Raw genomic sequence first — 14,493 nt, forward strand, 5'->3', positions numbered from 1 at the left:
GGTTGTGTTGCAAAAACTTTGTTAGGACAGAGCTTCCCTATTAATAGGTTCTTGTTATGCAGCAACTCCGAAAATTTGATATACGAATTCTAGTTGACCTAAAATGTCACCTTTTTCAACTCCTTGAATTTGTCCTTTTCGGATCATGTTCATTGCTTCGTAACCCCTTAATGTTCGTCGTGCCGTGTTGAATGAGGCAAATCCCATTCCTGGTTTAACCAATCGTTTGATAAATCGATGATCTTGCTCAATATTATTATTTAAATATTTAACTTGTGGTAATTCACAATCATCGGGCAATAATTCTGACTTTTTGAGTTCATCAATTGAAGGTGGATAGGCGGCATTTTTATCGACGTTGATGACTCGTGGAGTTCTGTTATGACAAGCTTTTAAAGCCTTACGGAAAAATCGTTCTGCTGCTCGTGCGTTGCGTTTGGCACTCAACATAAAATCAATAGTATTGCCATTTGAATCAACAGCACGATACAAATATTTCCACTCACCTTTCACTTTTATATATGTCTCATCCACTCCCCAAGAATCATTGGTTTGACTCAAGTATGCTCTGCATCGCTTCTCAATTTCTGGGGCATAAGCTTGTACCCAACGATACACTGTTGTGTGGTCTACCAATAGTCCCCGCTCTCCCATCATTTCTTCCAAATGCCGATACGAAAGTGGGTATCGCAGATACCACCGCACACATAGCAATATGATCTCCGATTGAAAATGACGCCATTTGAATGGTTGCTTAGGGTTCATGAATACAATGTCAGTGGCGAGGCTTATTAAGTATAATTTCTACTCTTAGCAGAACTCCACCTGTTTTTGCAACAGAACCCTCAAGATTAACAAAATTAACTTCTATGATTTTCCCGGCGAGATATTCTCAGATCTTTCTTACCGAAAAGTAACGCTTGAAATGCCGCCCACCAAAACCAGAGATGCAGTATTTCTCAATGGTGAACCGTTGGGAGTATTGCATTTTAAGAAAGATAAAGACGCGCTCAGGCAGTTTGGACTACTCAAGTCAGGACAGCTAACGCCAGCACCTTCTACACTCCAAAGTAATTTCTCCCACACATACGCCAAGATTGATCCCACTACTATTGAATATCCCCAAGAGTGGACGAAAGAATCTATTGCTTTTGGAGTTAAACAATCGCCCGACACTCAGCAACAATTCATGGTCGAGCAAGCTGCTCCCATTCTCCAAAAAATTAAAGACCGTCCTACTTTCTTGTTCACCAATCCATCAGATAAAACACTTGGACTAATAGGCATGGCGGTTGATAATCACAAAGTCGAGACGGTGAGCAAATGGCTGACGAATCATAATGTTGAATTCTCTCAAGTTCCACCCGAAGATGTGATCAGGGAAACTAAAAAAGGATTGGCAGTGTTTAACTTGGTTACTACTTCAATTCCTCCCAAAACTTGGGAGAACATGACCAAGAAATTTGGAGTAGTAATTGAATCAGCAAGTGAGTATCAGCAACTCGTTAACTCCCTCGCTGCACGGCCGCAATTTCTTAAAGCTCCAGACCAACTAGCGCTGAACCCCCATCGACAAAGCACTCAAACCACACCTCAAACCACACGACAATCTACACCCAAACCTACGCCTCCTTCCTTAAAAACAATAAATTCTCAAGTTCCAACCATTCTTCCCAAGGAAGTGAAAACCGAACCGGATGGTGTGGTAAACCGCACAGTAATTGATGATTTGAGGGATTGGTATGCTGCTGCTGACAAGTTGGGTAAACCATCGTCATACAAAAAACGAATTGTGGAAGTAGCCGAGCGATTTAAATCAACTCAGCAATTATCTTCAAAAGCACTCTTTGCAATGAACCAGGACACTGAACAATACCGAATTCTTAGCCGATTGACCCAAATAGCAGGGCGGATTAGTCCCATTCTAGGGGAATCAACATCAGATGGTTCATTTCAGGTCAAAGGAAAAATTTATGATATATTTTTAAACCCTGAGCGCAAAGATCTAATCATCTCTCAAAAAAATGGAGATGTAGTTTTAAGTGTGCAATCAGGTAAAGTCCAAACTAATAAAGTATCTCCAGATATAATTCAAACTTTTGAACAAGCTAATGCCAAAGTTGATCAACTATTATCGCCAGTTAGGTCTGGTGGCATGGAATTGTAGTTAGCGATCGCAAGAAAGCATTGCGTTTGATCGGGAACACTATTTTTCAGCAATCAAAAAATCAGCTAATGCACTAATTCGTTTATTTTTGCTACGCTCTTTACCTCTAATTAAGGACTGTTAATCTCGAACAACCTTAACTGTCTAGTCGATATTTCCCGCTTATTTTCTGTATTGATTGAGATGTAAGCTAAGTACAAACTACAACTAACTTCATCCCACCATTTGGCTGGTCGGTAACTTTGTTCATTCATCAAGTCTGCATACTGATTTAAGTAATCCACTGCTTCCAATAGGTGGGTATAACAATCAAAAGCCAGATGATTAAGTTGCTCTCTTATCCTTCTTTTGGTTCGGATATTTGAGCGAATCCAGATGATAGAATGCCAAGTTAACTCATATTCACTGGCACATTTGACGGCAATAGTTATTTCATCTCTTGCTATCTCTAACAAAAAGTGGTTGCTCGGAATGTGATCCAAAGCAACCATTAAACAACAATATGTAGAATTCATTATGCAACTTTGCGTGGTCTACCCGGCTTGCGCTTCGCTGTTAGTGTCGCCTCAGTCTTTTTAGTTGTTTTCTTTTTTGCAACTGGCTCAGTTTTCTTAGAACGAGTAGCTGATTTTGATTTTGGCTTGATTTCTTTGACTGGTGGCAGTAATCTCAATGTAGGGAATGGGAGAATAACTGCAACAGTTGAATTAGTACTATCGTAACTATCGGATTTTAACTCCCACGGGTCGGGCAATTGTTGAAAAGTCTGTAATTGTGGTGCGATTTCTACTTCTGCTACAACTGGGGTGAATTCTTTGATTACATCTGGCAAGCTAATCGAAATCATTGTGCTATTGGCATTGGCTGTAACGAAAACTTCAGTAATAAACTGAAACATCATAATCCCGACAAATGCCCAAAAGATAGCTTCAATAGCCAAAGTAAGTACGTTTTGAACGTTCATTTCTTTGCTCCTAAATTTTTTTAGTTTCCCGAATTTCTCAAAAACATCTCGCCAGCACGGTTTCAGACCTTGTTTGCAAATGAAGAGGTTTTTAACAAGGCAGCGCGAGGTGAGCTTAATCTTTCAATCTCGATGTAGCGTAGCGGTTTTTCTTGCTTAGACAAGAGAGATGAATTATCTGGCTTCAGACTTCAATCTCGATAAAGCGTAGTGGTTTCTCTTTGATTATAAAAGAGACTTCCATCTCAATGTAGCGAAGCTTTTTATATTTACTTGATTGCAATCTTCAAGTAATATATATTTAGCCTTTGATGCTCACATCAAATATTGAAGTATTTAACGAAGGAAGAAGTTTGAAGGAAGAAGGAAGAAGGACAATTGGTGGTGGATTTAAATCCACCACCAATTGCAGACCATCAAATCATAGATTTGATGGGGGACTTAAACCCGTTTGGCAAGAAGAAAGAAGACCTCTTCCTTCTTTCTTCTTCCCTCTTCCTTCGTTAAATTATTGGCGTTTAACTTTTTGATAAAACATTGAGACAAACTAATGTTTTATCAAAAACTTAGAAATCATCCACCACAATCAATAAAAGTATGACTACCGCAACTTCCGACCTAGTTCACTCCTACCTCCAGCAAATCGGTCGCTACCCTCTATTGTCTCCCTCTCAAGAGATTGCATACGCAAGGCAGGTGCAGCAGATGATAGAAGTTGAGCAAAAAAGAAACGCCCTCACACAACAGCTAAACCGACAACCAACCGACTCCCAATTAGCTGCAACTCTGGGTAAAACCGAAGCTGAAATCAGTCAAATCCTGAATCAGGGGCAACGAGCAAAACAGAAGATGGTGATAGCTAATTTACGGCTGGTAGTGGCGATCGCTAAAAAATACCAGAACCGTAATTTAGAGTTTCCCGACTTGATTCAAGAAGGATCACTGGGTTTGCAACGGAGTATTGAAAAGTTTGATCCCAATCGCGGCTACAAACTTTCTACCTATGCATACTGGTGGATTAACCAGTCCATCACAAGAGCTATAGCAGAAAAGTCTCGCACTATTCGACTGCCAATTCATCTTAACGAAAGGCTCAATAAAATCAAGAACCAAGAGCGAGAACTGTCTCAATCACTCGGTCGTCGTCCCACCGTGACAGAGATTGCCGAGTCCTTAAAACTTAAACCTTCTTTGATTCGGGAATCTCTAAATGTCTCGAAAAACCCCGTTTCTTTAGAGATGAAAGTCGGAGATGAACGAGAAACCGAATTGATCAATATCTTGCCTGTGCCTGACAATTCTCCTTTGGAGCAAATCAATCAAGAACTTTTGTACCAAGACTTGAGCAACTTGCTGGCATTGCTCAAAGAGAAGCAACGAGAAGTAATTACTCTACGCTTTGGATTGGAGGGCGATCGCCCAATGAGCGTGAACCAAATTGCAAAACGTCTTAAACTGAGTCGAGAAAGAGTTGTTAAAATCGAGCATCAAGCAATGACTATTCTTCGTCGTCACCAAGACAACATCAAAGAGTATCTTATTAATTAGTGCGATTTGTTGTGTTGCTGCTCTCTCAGATATTTGTATGAGTCGAACTCGCTACCCTAAAGATTGGAAACAATTGGCCACATCTATCAAAGAATCCTGCGACTGGCGCTGCTCTCGTTGTAATCGCCCCTGCCTACGTCCAGGTGAAAACCACAAGGCTGGTCTAAATCCCAACGTCAGGTATATAACCTACAGGTACATCACCACAACTTCGATCCGTCTGATAACAGGCTCGAAAACTTGATTTGCCTTTGTAGTAGCTGCCATCTTGATTACCACCGATTTGGACGGGGCAATGTTTCACCAGGGCAGTTATCCTTGTTTCTAGACGAGCGCCTTTAGTTTTGATGCACATCTATTGCACCACTATGTGATAAACAAGAAACTATATTCATAGAGTGAGACTTATAGATTAATACGATGCCAAGCAGCAAGATTATCGATGTTAAAGAGTACACCGTCAGAGCGCATCAGCGAACGATTCACACTCGCATATTCAACTTTGTTTGCCAGCAGTGCCAACAGCCAACACAACGCGAGAATTTTGGCCCGCGACCGCTCTACTGTGAGCAATGCCGTCGTCCTCAAGCACCCAAGAAATCAACAGTCCCTCTCAAGAAAAGGAAACCCAGAGCGATGACTTATAAGAGTGACCAAATAATTACGCGCTTCGTAATGGGCTACGCCCCGCTACGAAGCGCGTAATTCGTAATTAAAGATGACTACGTAGATGAAGATGGCGAGGAACAAGAAATACTTTATCGTGACGGGGAATCAGATTTAATTGAAATCAATAAGAAAACTTGGCGGTCTTCTTGGGAGAATATAGAAGAATTTGGAATTGAAAAGCAACAAAAAGGGAATTATGAATTTTTGGGAACGAGGTGATCGAGTTTTGGCTCTAGCTAGCGGGGGCGCATTTTTGGGAGTTTTGGCGGCTGGTATCCCTGGAGCAATTATCGGGGGGTTACTTGTCAGTATTTATGCTTATGTAGTGACGAAATAGGGATTTATGATTGATAAACAGAAAGTTGCAGAAATTGCTTCTCAAATGAGCAGCCAAGAGATTTTAGAAGAAATTAATTATTGGAATGATTCTACTAAATATTGGCAGGAAGTTCTTAATTATGCTGATTTAAGCATTGCGAAGGATGCAATTGCTAATAATTTAGAAACGAAAGAAGTTCTGTCACAAGAGTTGTGTAAAAAATTGGATGTTTAGGTATCAAAAAGGGAATTCTGCCTAAATACAAAATTGTTTTCCAACACCCAGATGATGATGAACCAGACAGCGACATCATTTATTCCAACGATATAGAAAAGCGATTTACGTCAATCGCGGAAGACAACCCTAAAGTGGAATTTATTTCTTATGAAGAAATAGAGGAAGAGGAAGAGAAAGAGGAAGAGTCGCCAGCCTCATGTGACGAAATGGAGAAAATGCCAAATTATATTGTGAGGCTCGTCCTTACACCCAGGGCAAACGCACGTAAAACCTGAAAACCTTGCTGAATAAGGATCTTGCTGAAAAAATCGGCTAAATTAAAAAAACGCCGAAACCCTTGCCATTAAAGGATTATTGTAGTTTAGATGCGTTTGCCCTAGCTTGCTCCCGAAAACACTCTTAAACACTCTAAAACACTAACTATGAGCGGTTTCATCTTATTGGCAATTGGTGTATGTATTTTCTTTTTCGCTTTGAGAACCACAGACGAGATTAATCGTGTTGCTGCTTTTTTTGCTCTCACGATTTCTCTAACTTGGGGTTTTGCTCTCACGCCTCCTTTATTTCAATTGCTAGTTGAAATAATTACAGTTTTAGCAGCTTTTAGAGTTTGTATGCGTTGTCTCAATTGTGGTTGAGAATAATTACTGGCTAACAGTCACACCAATTCGCAATTCGCAGTGACGCTCCTACGTCGCTACCGCTGCGCTATCGCAATTCGCAATTGCGGACAAAATTGTTAATTGACTAATTTAGGGTACAAGCCCCCACTGAATCTTTGATGAGCGTGGTCTTGAATCAGCGCAAAGTGAGATTGCGAGGCTAAGCTCAGACGCCAGTTCTCACAAGTCGGAGAACCCTTTCCCTTGCGACTGGCTCAACTTTGTCAGAGAGTGATGAGTTCAAGCTCTCACTGATTTTAATTGCGAATTGCTCTCTTCGGAGCGGGGCGTTTAGCCCATTGCGAATTGCGAATTGGCTTGACTACCAACGGCATCTCAAACAAAGCTTATAAGTAGTCAGGAGTTAAAGATTATATTTATATATAGAGAGAAAAACACTTCACGTAGACCATGCCAAGCAGCAAGATTATCGATGTCAAAGAGTATGTTGTTCGAGCGCATCAGCGAACGATTCACACTCGCGTTTTCAACTTCGTCTGTCAGCAGTGCCAACAACCAACACAACGTGAGACTTTTGGCCCGCGACCGCTCTACTGTGAACAATGCCGTCGTCCTCAAGCACCTAAGAAATCGGCAGTTCCTCTCAAGAAAAGGAAACCAAGAGCGATGACTTATAAAAGTGGCAAAGACATCGCGGGGTAATTAATGCTGGTGTAGCAGTTGGTATTTTTGTACTATAATGAAGCCGCTCTTATATGTGCGGCGTTCTTAAAAAGTAATGTCCACTTCACCAATCTTTTCCCCTCAGCAATTAAATACATCTGTCCCGCACGAAACAATTACCGGAGTAGTAGAACGCCTGACCTTCTACTCTATTGAATCGGGTTACACTGTGGCACGCCTGGTGCGCCCTCGTGCCACTGAACTTACAACAATCGTCGGCAGTTTCGCTAATATTCAACCAGGGCAAACTCTGCAACTAACTGGTTTTTGGCGTGACCATCCCCAGTTTGGCCCACAGTTTCAAGTCGTCAACTACCGAGAAACCAAACCCGCCACACTCACCGGGATTGAGAAATACTTAGGTAGTGGTCTAATTAAAGGCGTGGGCCCAGTCACAGCCAAGCGCATCGTTGCTCACTTTGGTTTAGAAACTCTGGAGATTATTGAAAATCAGATTGAGCGCTTGATTGAAGTTCAGGGCATTGCCAAAAAACGCATCAAATTAATTCAAACCGCTTGGCAGACACAGAAAGCCATCAAGGAGGTGATGGTGTTTCTCCAAAGTCATGGCGTTTCTACTACCTATGCGGTAAAGATTTATAAACAGTACAAAGATGAGGCGCTCGCCACTGTCACCAGCAACCCCTACCAGTTAGCTACTGACATCTACGGTATTGGTTTTCTGACTGCTGATAAAATTGCCTTTAATTTGGGAGTTGCACCGAATAGCGAGTTTCGTTACCGTGCTGGTTTAATTCATGTTTTAGGTGAGGCTGCTGCCGATGGTCATTGCTACTTACCACAGCCGGAATTAATTGAGCAAGTCATCAAACTGCTGACTACAGAATCGCACGAACCGAAAGAAAACGCGATCGCTGACATCATTAAAGACATGGCACTCAAAGATGACCTCATCCGAGAGAAGGGCGAAGACCAAACACTACTTTGCTACAAACCAACTTATTTTCACACTGAACAGAATTTAGCACAATTGATACAATCTAAATTAAGCCAACCAGTTGCACAAGATATGCCACGTGTCCGTGACTGGATCGAGCGCTTTACTTTAAGTCGCAAAATCCAACTTTCACCACAGCAACGAGAAGCAGTAGAAATGGCTGCTTACTCCAGGGTGATGATTCTTACTGGTGGCCCTGGTTGCGGCAAAACTTTCACCACCCACACGATCGTTAGCTTGTGGCAAGCAATGGGTAAATCTATCGCCCTAGCTGCTCCCACTGGACGCGCTGCTCAACGCTTGGGTGAGATGACCCAGCTTGAGGCTAAGACTATTCATCGCACCTTAGAGTTCGACCCGAAAACAATGGGCTTTAAATGCGATCGCGATAACCCTTTGCCGCATACAGCAATTATCGTTGACGAAGCGAGTATGCTTGATTTGTTTCTGGCATATTCCTTGGTTAAAGCAGTAGCAGAAGGCGCTCAATTGCTGTTGGTGGGTGATATCGACCAGCTGCCATCCGTGGGCCCCGGTCAAATACTCGCTGACCTGATCAATTCTGGTCGTGTGCCAGTGGTGCGGTTAACCCAGGTCTTTCGCCAAGCCCAACAGAGTGCAATTATCACCGCCGCGCACCAAATCAACCGAGGACAGTATCCCACAATCGAGCCAATAAGTGATAATCCCGTCTGTGACTGCATCTGGCATGGCGGCGGGTTTGAACCAGAACACGGCGTGCAAGCTATTTGCGAGTTGATTACTGACTTGATTCCTCGACTTGGTTTTAACCCGGCGACTGATGTTCAAGTGCTTTGTCCCATGACGCGAGGACTTGTGGGAACTCGTAATCTCAACATTGTGTTGCAGCAGTTAATTAATCCACCCAGCCCCGACAAGGTGGAGATTACCAGAGGCGGGAATTTATTGCGAGAGGGCGATCGCATTATTCAACTGACCAATGACTACAATCGAGAAGTTTTCAACGGCGACTTGGGGATTATCCAGAGCATTGATACTGTTGAGCAAGAAGTCGTGGTGCAGTTAGGTGAGCGGACTGTCGTTTACGATTACGCAGACTTAAATGAAATTGCCCTTGCCTGGAGCGTTACCGTACATAAAAGTCAGGGGTCAGAATATCCGGTGGTGATTCTGCCTATCTTTATGCAGCATTATATGATGCTGTCCCGTAACCTGTTTTACACTGGGTTAACCCGTGCCAAAAAGTTAGCCATTGTCGTTGGTGCTAAAAAAGCAATCTCCCTGGCAGTGCGTTCTACTGACGACCAAGAGCGCTACACGCGATTGCGTTCTAGGTTAATTCAGTCACCAGGGCGTCCACCAGTTGCAGTTTAAGCTTGCAGGTATCTGGCTATTTACTCATATTTTTGTATTATCATATCCCCGTATAGGGATTGAAACATGGATCAGTCAACCGTTGATAGACTAACAAAACTCGCTCCCCAAATTGGGCGCTTTCTCGATTTGCATCCTTCGGAGCAGGCTTGGCTATTACCCCTTGATAGGTAGAGCAGAAAGAAGGGCGATCGCTATCCTAGAATGTATACAGGGTATTTACCTCACCTATGAAGAGATAGGCAATCAAACCGATACACACCCGAACACGGTTAAACAAATTTTATACGCACTTTCTAATGGAGGTATCAACTTTCAAGTTGACCATTCTGGAAAGTGGATGACCCCAAATGGAGGACGAAACCGGAAGCTGACAAAAATATGAAATACGCAACTTTGGGGAAACTGGGGGGTGAATTAATTATTGCTGATGAAGCTGATTATAATGACTATAAAGGCTTCTTAAAATGCCCAAACTGCAAAGAGCCAGTATTTTTGAGGAAATCCCATATTAGAAATGAAATACAAATCCCCTCTTCTTTCGTACATCACAAAGCTGTTAAAGAAGTCTCAGCCTGTGAATTAAGAGTCGGCAGATACACTAAACAAGATGTTGAAATTATCTCTGCTAAGGCTAAGGGACAGAGGTTAGACAAGTTAAGAATATCTTTATGGAAGTACTTAAAACACAACTTGACAATCAGTTTGAAAAGCTGGTCAAAGTCTGCTGAAGATGTAAAAAAGGTAAAACTCCTAAGTGAAGTTGTTGATTACGGAAAAGAAATTTTGGAAGGCAATGTAGAGTTTATTCTTGACAATACTCTACCTAGAACTGAGATTTTGCTTTCAGAAAAAGACCCATTAATAGCAATTACCACAGAAGCTAAACCTTTCTTTGATACTTTCCTCAAGGAAAATAAAAGTAACTGGAAGTTACACTGTAAAGTTGCTAGAGAGGCTCTAGAATTATTTTTATCTAGCCAGTCAATGAAGGAAATTCGGCAGAGAATGTTGTGCTGTTTGTGCCATCCAACAGCTTTGCAATCTCTGCCAGAGTTGTTAGATTTAGATACCGAAACACCAGAGTGGAAAGAGAAGTTCACAGCTTATCTAACGTTGCAAATAACTTTTATATTCTTAACTGTTGATTGGATTAAAATTTTTGATATTTAACTCTATAACAGGTAAGTATCTACCTGAGATAATTGCGGTACTTTCACTTTCAATATACGTAATTGTGAAGCACTATTTTCATTAATCAAAAAAGTAATGAGAAACAGGGGCATAATGACTGACTTGCTTCTGATTTTTTCAGAGGTGCATATCTTTTACCTGAAGGCTAGGAATGAGTGTAGTCAACTAGAACTACTTTTTTGTAATACTAACTTACCGGATAATATAACCCCGTATTTTCATGAAATTCCCACCCCATACCCGCTCTATCCTTCCCCTTACACCAAGCTACAAAAAGCGGTAGGTGCAGCTTATTTCGCTGTTCACGTATAGTTTCTACATTAACACCAAGTCTTGTAGCCAAACCTTCTTCGGTTAGCGGTTGAATTCTTTGAGTAGTCCGTTGATAATATGAATTGCTGTACGATTTCTTGGTTTGCTTGAGTTGGTTGTTGAGATAATCTTGAATTTTAAGAATTGCTTCGGTCAATTGTTTGATTCGAGCTGCCATCCCCTCAATTTTTTGTTCTAATTCAGTGAGATTAGGGATTGCTTCGGCTTCCTTACTATTAGATTCACTTAACAACTGTGACTCCACCTTATCAAGTCGTGAGCAAATAGCTAATATCGCTTGATTTTCCTCTTTGGCGCTATTATTATTACTAGTAACCAAGTACTCCTCCAAGTACTCCTCAATCCTTGCCTTAATCATAGAGTCCAGGCGTTTATCTAAATCATTGCTGACAATTTTATCAAGATCATCTAGGGAATCATCCAGATAGCGTTTGATAAATTGGGTGAGTGTGGTTGTTGCCGTCGTGCCTTCAGAATTGCAACGGGCAATAAACTGCTCCCACATCTTTTGGTCACAGTTGAAAGATGCCAGTTTCTTGTTTTTCCCTGTTTGGCTCATCTCTGGGTGATGTCTAGGTAAACCGGAACTGTCCACGACTGATTGAGCGCCAGGACTGGAAGATAGTTACCTAGACAGTACCATGATTAGTGCGTTACTTTCTGCCTAACCCCGCATCAATCATCTTCGCTAGTGATTCTGCGTTGAATCTCGTCAGCGATTCCGCTAGTTGCTGGAAATATTGGTATTGTTCGTATGCATAATCGCTTGGCTCTAACTCCAAAAGTTCACAAAACTTTAAGTAGTCTGTCTGCCAGTTAAACTCACCGATAGCCGTAGCAAATCTTTGGGCCAAATCCCGCGATTCAAAACTTGCTGCCGTTGCCTTGCCGTTATGATTGTAAATCTCGCCTCTTTCAGTCATATTTTGTTACCACATTGTGATAATAGTATTTTTGTATTATTAGCGATTTTCAGCCGTCCCGCGTAAACTAAAAAATGCGGTGAAAATCACGGTGTATGGTAGATGAAGCGAGATCGCCACGGGAAAGCGAAAATTCTCACCCATGAGGAAATACAGTTGCTATTTACCGACGGGTTGTCTTCAAGCCGTGATCGCACCATCTTTGCTACTGCCCTGTTCACTGCCGCGAGAATTAACGAAGTTGTGACCCTGCTCAGCGCTGATATATATGATACAAGAGGGCAAGTGCGTTCGCACCTCACGATTCGCAAAGCCAACACCAAAGGAAAGTTAGCAACTCGCTCCATTCCGATAATTGAAAATCTGCAAAGTTTGTTGACTCAATACCAACCCCAAGCAGGGGAAGTGTATTTGTTTCCTGGAAGACATGGGCGGGGACACATCACCTCAGATTCGGCAGCCAAAATACTTAGGGAAGCTTGTGCTAGTGTAAATTTGGAAGGAATAAGCACCCATAGCTTTCGTCGCACGGCATTGACTTCTATGAGTGATGATCAAATTCCATTGCGAGTTATCGCGGAAGTTTCGGGACACGGTAACTTGGCAGGGCTTCACACATATTTAGAGGTTCATCCGCTACAAGTGCAAGGGGCAGTATCTTCTTTGGCAAAGCTATCTCCAATAGACAACATCGGTTTAATAAACTATTACGTCCTACAGCCCGAAACTAAGGGAACATCTAGTACATAAGGTAAGAAAACTTGTCTTTTGTGGGCTGCTATTCTATCTCCATACTTGTATATATAGTTGCGCTAGCTCCAGTATTATTGACCGACTACAAGCAAAATTACACAATTTAGTCAATTAAATAAAGTGAGTTGGAATGCCCATAACGAGGGACAATAAAAATCAGACACTATAAAACCAGACGAAACTGTGATTGTGTCTGATTAATTAGGGAGTAGGAAAAATGACTCTTTCTCTCGTCCACGTAAACAAGTACCGAAAGGCGATCGCTTCTCTTGGGGCAGTGCAAGCAGAGGCGAAGTTGATTAGCTTGTGGTTGGATGGGAAAGCGGATTCATCTGTTATGGCATATCGGCGTTACATTAGGCGGTTCCTGGATTTCCTAGACAAACCCCTTAAGAAAGTAACCTATGAAGATTTGGTGGAATACAGTACACAATTTCAAGGACAAGCTGACAGTACCCGGCGCATTTACATTGCCGCAGTCAAAAGCCTGATCAGTTTCGCTCACAAAATTGGGTATATCCCTTTTAATGTAGGCATGGCAATAAAACTCGGAGAAATACCAGACGTAATCAACGAACGTTATCTCGACGAAGCAGATATCAAATTAATGGTACGAGCAGCACAAAAACATCTAGAACTTGCCAAAACTCCCAGGCGACAGTACACAGCTAAAAGAAATCTGCTGATCATTAAGCTGTTGTACCAGGCGGGGCTACGGGCAAACGAAATTTGTCAGTTAACTTGGGCAGATTTGACTTCTAGAAATGACAGTGGTCAGGTGTATGTGCGAAAAGCTAAGGGCAGCAAAAACCGCACTATTCTTATCAAGCCGAAACTGTGGAATGAATTGATGGAGTTTAGGGGAAATGCTAGTGCCACAGATGCAGTTTTCTCCAGTCAAAAGGGTGGACACCTGGAGCGCCAAAACTTGCACCCGATTGTGAAAGCGATCGCCGCTGAAGCTGGGCTAAATGATAAAGTATCAGCTCACTGGTTGCGTCATGCCCACGGATCACATGCTATTGAGCGGGGAACTAACCCTGTACTGGTAAAAGATACTTTGGGTCACTCCAATCTGGCGATTACTGATCGCTACCTCAAAGCTAGACCCAATGATAGCAGTGCTTTGAACTTGATGGATATTTGATTAGAAATGATGAAAAAAACAAAATCCGTCTTTGGGAGTTGATGTTCTCTTCATGTTTTCTAATTCTCTTAGGCGCTCTTGAAGTTGTTGATTCTCAATCTTCAACTGTCGTTTTTGTAGCGATTCCATCTCTTTAATACGCTTGTGCAACTGAATACTTTCTTGCTTCTGCTCTTTGATCAGCTTTTGCCATGATTCGAGTTGTTCTTTCGCCCTTTCTTGTGCCGCTTGTTTTACTGACAAAAACAAGCTTGTTCTCAAGTCTTGCTCCAAGCGTTCTAATTCAATACGATGTTGTTCTTTAATCGCTGCTACCATTGAGATAAATTCTTCTTTTTCAATCGGCTGGCTCGATTTTGGCAGATTTTCAGCATTGAAATCTTCATTGTTGCTCAACATTTTCTCGTCATCAATATAGACCATTAGTGGGAAACATTAAATCAATTGTGCTTGTCTTACTAAGCTTCTAAACACCTGACCAACATAACCCTCCCTATAATAGGTCAAAATAATTCGTAGTTAACTCACAATTAAAGCTGGAGTCCTAATCGAGGAATAACCAGAAACTAAACAAAGCAG

Annotated in this window: 19 protein-coding genes and 1 pseudogene; 14 read left to right on the top strand and 6 right to left on the bottom strand. The window is 41.9% G+C overall.

Annotated features, from left to right (window positions below):
- Nucleotides 1-54: 54 nt before the first annotated feature.
- Complete coding sequence (locus FNW02_RS31330; RefSeq protein ID WP_191761349.1) at nucleotides 55-765, bottom strand: IS6 family transposase; 711 nt, start codon at nucleotides 763-765, stop codon at nucleotides 55-57.
- A 160-nt stretch (nucleotides 766-925) separates the two neighbouring features.
- Between FNW02_RS31330 and FNW02_RS31335 the strand changes: the two genes are divergently transcribed.
- Complete coding sequence (locus tag FNW02_RS31335) at nucleotides 926-2,167, top strand: hypothetical protein (RefSeq protein ID WP_191761350.1); 1,242 nt, start codon at nucleotides 926-928, stop codon at nucleotides 2,165-2,167.
- Between the two features lie 110 nt (nucleotides 2,168-2,277).
- Here the strand turns inward: FNW02_RS31335 and FNW02_RS31340 are convergent, their stop codons facing one another.
- Together FNW02_RS31340 and FNW02_RS31345 are read right to left on the bottom strand one after the other, a co-directional pair.
- Nucleotides 2,278-2,682, bottom strand: a complete 405-nt coding sequence (locus FNW02_RS31340) for a hypothetical protein (protein ID WP_191761351.1) — start codon at nucleotides 2,680-2,682, stop codon at nucleotides 2,278-2,280.
- Complete coding sequence (locus tag FNW02_RS31345) at nucleotides 2,682-3,131, bottom strand: hypothetical protein (RefSeq protein ID WP_191761352.1); 450 nt, start codon at nucleotides 3,129-3,131, stop codon at nucleotides 2,682-2,684. The genes FNW02_RS31340 and FNW02_RS31345 overlap by 1 nt, the downstream gene beginning before the upstream one ends.
- 311 nt (nucleotides 3,132-3,442) lie before the next feature.
- On the opposite strand from FNW02_RS31345, the gene FNW02_RS31350 reads away from it, so the two are divergent.
- The 11 genes and pseudogenes from FNW02_RS31350 (at nucleotide 3,443) to FNW02_RS31400 (ending at nucleotide 10,737) form a co-directional block, all read left to right on the top strand.
- A complete protein-coding gene (locus tag FNW02_RS31350) occupies nucleotides 3,443-3,661 on the top strand; it encodes a hypothetical protein (RefSeq protein WP_225226032.1) in 219 nt (72 codons plus the stop codon).
- 67 nt (nucleotides 3,662-3,728) lie between these two features.
- Nucleotides 3,729-4,679, top strand: a complete 951-nt coding sequence (locus tag FNW02_RS31355; protein ID WP_191761354.1) for an RNA polymerase sigma factor, RpoD/SigA family — start codon at nucleotides 3,729-3,731, stop codon at nucleotides 4,677-4,679.
- Between the two features lie 216 nt (nucleotides 4,680-4,895).
- A pseudogene (locus FNW02_RS40260) lies at nucleotides 4,896-5,021 on the top strand (HNH endonuclease); the annotation flags it as partial.
- A gap of 78 nt (nucleotides 5,022-5,099) precedes the next feature.
- Entirely contained in the window at nucleotides 5,100-5,384 is a 285-nt protein-coding gene (locus FNW02_RS31365; RefSeq protein ID WP_191761355.1) for a hypothetical protein, read from the top strand.
- Nucleotides 5,385-5,520: 136 nt separating this feature from the next.
- Nucleotides 5,521-5,685, top strand: coding sequence for a hypothetical protein (locus tag FNW02_RS31370; protein ID WP_225226033.1), 165 nt, complete (start codon nucleotides 5,521-5,523; stop codon nucleotides 5,683-5,685).
- Nucleotides 5,686-5,691: 6 nt separating this feature from the next.
- The gene (locus tag FNW02_RS31375) at nucleotides 5,692-5,901 is read left to right on the top strand and encodes a hypothetical protein (RefSeq protein ID WP_191761357.1); all 210 of its coding nucleotides are present in this window, start codon (nucleotides 5,692-5,694) and stop codon (nucleotides 5,899-5,901) included.
- Nucleotides 5,902-6,326: 425 nt separating this feature from the next.
- A complete protein-coding gene (locus FNW02_RS31380) occupies nucleotides 6,327-6,542 on the top strand; it encodes a hypothetical protein (RefSeq protein WP_191761358.1) in 216 nt (71 codons plus the stop codon).
- Nucleotides 6,543-6,977: 435 nt separating this feature from the next.
- The gene (locus tag FNW02_RS31385; RefSeq protein WP_191761359.1) at nucleotides 6,978-7,229 is read left to right on the top strand and encodes a hypothetical protein; all 252 of its coding nucleotides are present in this window, start codon (nucleotides 6,978-6,980) and stop codon (nucleotides 7,227-7,229) included.
- 76 nt (nucleotides 7,230-7,305) lie between these two features.
- Nucleotides 7,306-9,564, top strand: coding sequence for an SF1B family DNA helicase RecD2 (gene recD2, locus FNW02_RS31390; RefSeq protein ID WP_191761360.1), 2,259 nt, complete (start codon nucleotides 7,306-7,308; stop codon nucleotides 9,562-9,564).
- Between the two features lie 163 nt (nucleotides 9,565-9,727).
- Entirely contained in the window at nucleotides 9,728-9,949 is a 222-nt protein-coding gene (locus tag FNW02_RS31395; protein WP_191761361.1) for a helix-turn-helix domain-containing protein, read from the top strand.
- Complete coding sequence (locus tag FNW02_RS31400) at nucleotides 9,946-10,737, top strand: hypothetical protein (RefSeq protein WP_191761362.1); 792 nt, start codon at nucleotides 9,946-9,948, stop codon at nucleotides 10,735-10,737. Before FNW02_RS31395 ends, FNW02_RS31400 begins: the two co-directional genes overlap by 4 nt.
- 208 nt (nucleotides 10,738-10,945) lie before the next feature.
- Here FNW02_RS31400 and FNW02_RS31405 read toward each other — a convergent pair whose 3' ends face one another.
- Both FNW02_RS31405 and FNW02_RS31410 read right to left on the bottom strand, forming a co-directional pair.
- Nucleotides 10,946-11,686 carry a hypothetical protein gene (locus FNW02_RS31405; RefSeq protein WP_348535479.1) on the bottom strand — a complete coding sequence of 247 codons (741 nt, stop codon included), beginning with the start codon at nucleotides 11,684-11,686 and terminating at the stop codon, nucleotides 10,946-10,948.
- A gap of 58 nt (nucleotides 11,687-11,744) precedes the next feature.
- A complete protein-coding gene (locus tag FNW02_RS31410; RefSeq protein ID WP_191761363.1) occupies nucleotides 11,745-12,014 on the bottom strand; it encodes a hypothetical protein in 270 nt (89 codons plus the stop codon).
- Nucleotides 12,015-12,116: 102 nt separating this feature from the next.
- Between FNW02_RS31410 and FNW02_RS31415 the strand changes: the two genes are divergently transcribed.
- Nucleotides 12,117-12,764, top strand: coding sequence for a tyrosine-type recombinase/integrase (locus FNW02_RS31415; RefSeq protein WP_191761364.1), 648 nt, complete (start codon nucleotides 12,117-12,119; stop codon nucleotides 12,762-12,764).
- A gap of 220 nt (nucleotides 12,765-12,984) precedes the next feature.
- On the top strand, nucleotides 12,985-13,914 hold the full coding sequence (locus FNW02_RS31420) for a tyrosine-type recombinase/integrase (protein WP_191761365.1): 930 nt from the start codon (nucleotides 12,985-12,987) through the stop codon (nucleotides 13,912-13,914).
- Here the strand turns inward: FNW02_RS31420 and FNW02_RS31425 are convergent, their stop codons facing one another.
- Nucleotides 13,915-14,310, bottom strand: coding sequence for a hypothetical protein (locus tag FNW02_RS31425; protein WP_191761366.1), 396 nt, complete (start codon nucleotides 14,308-14,310; stop codon nucleotides 13,915-13,917).
- Nucleotides 14,311-14,493: the final 183 nt, after the last annotated feature.

Source organism: Komarekiella delphini-convector SJRDD-AB1 (assembly GCF_014831675.1).
Classification (GTDB): domain Bacteria; phylum Cyanobacteriota; class Cyanobacteriia; order Cyanobacteriales; family Nostocaceae; genus Komarekiella.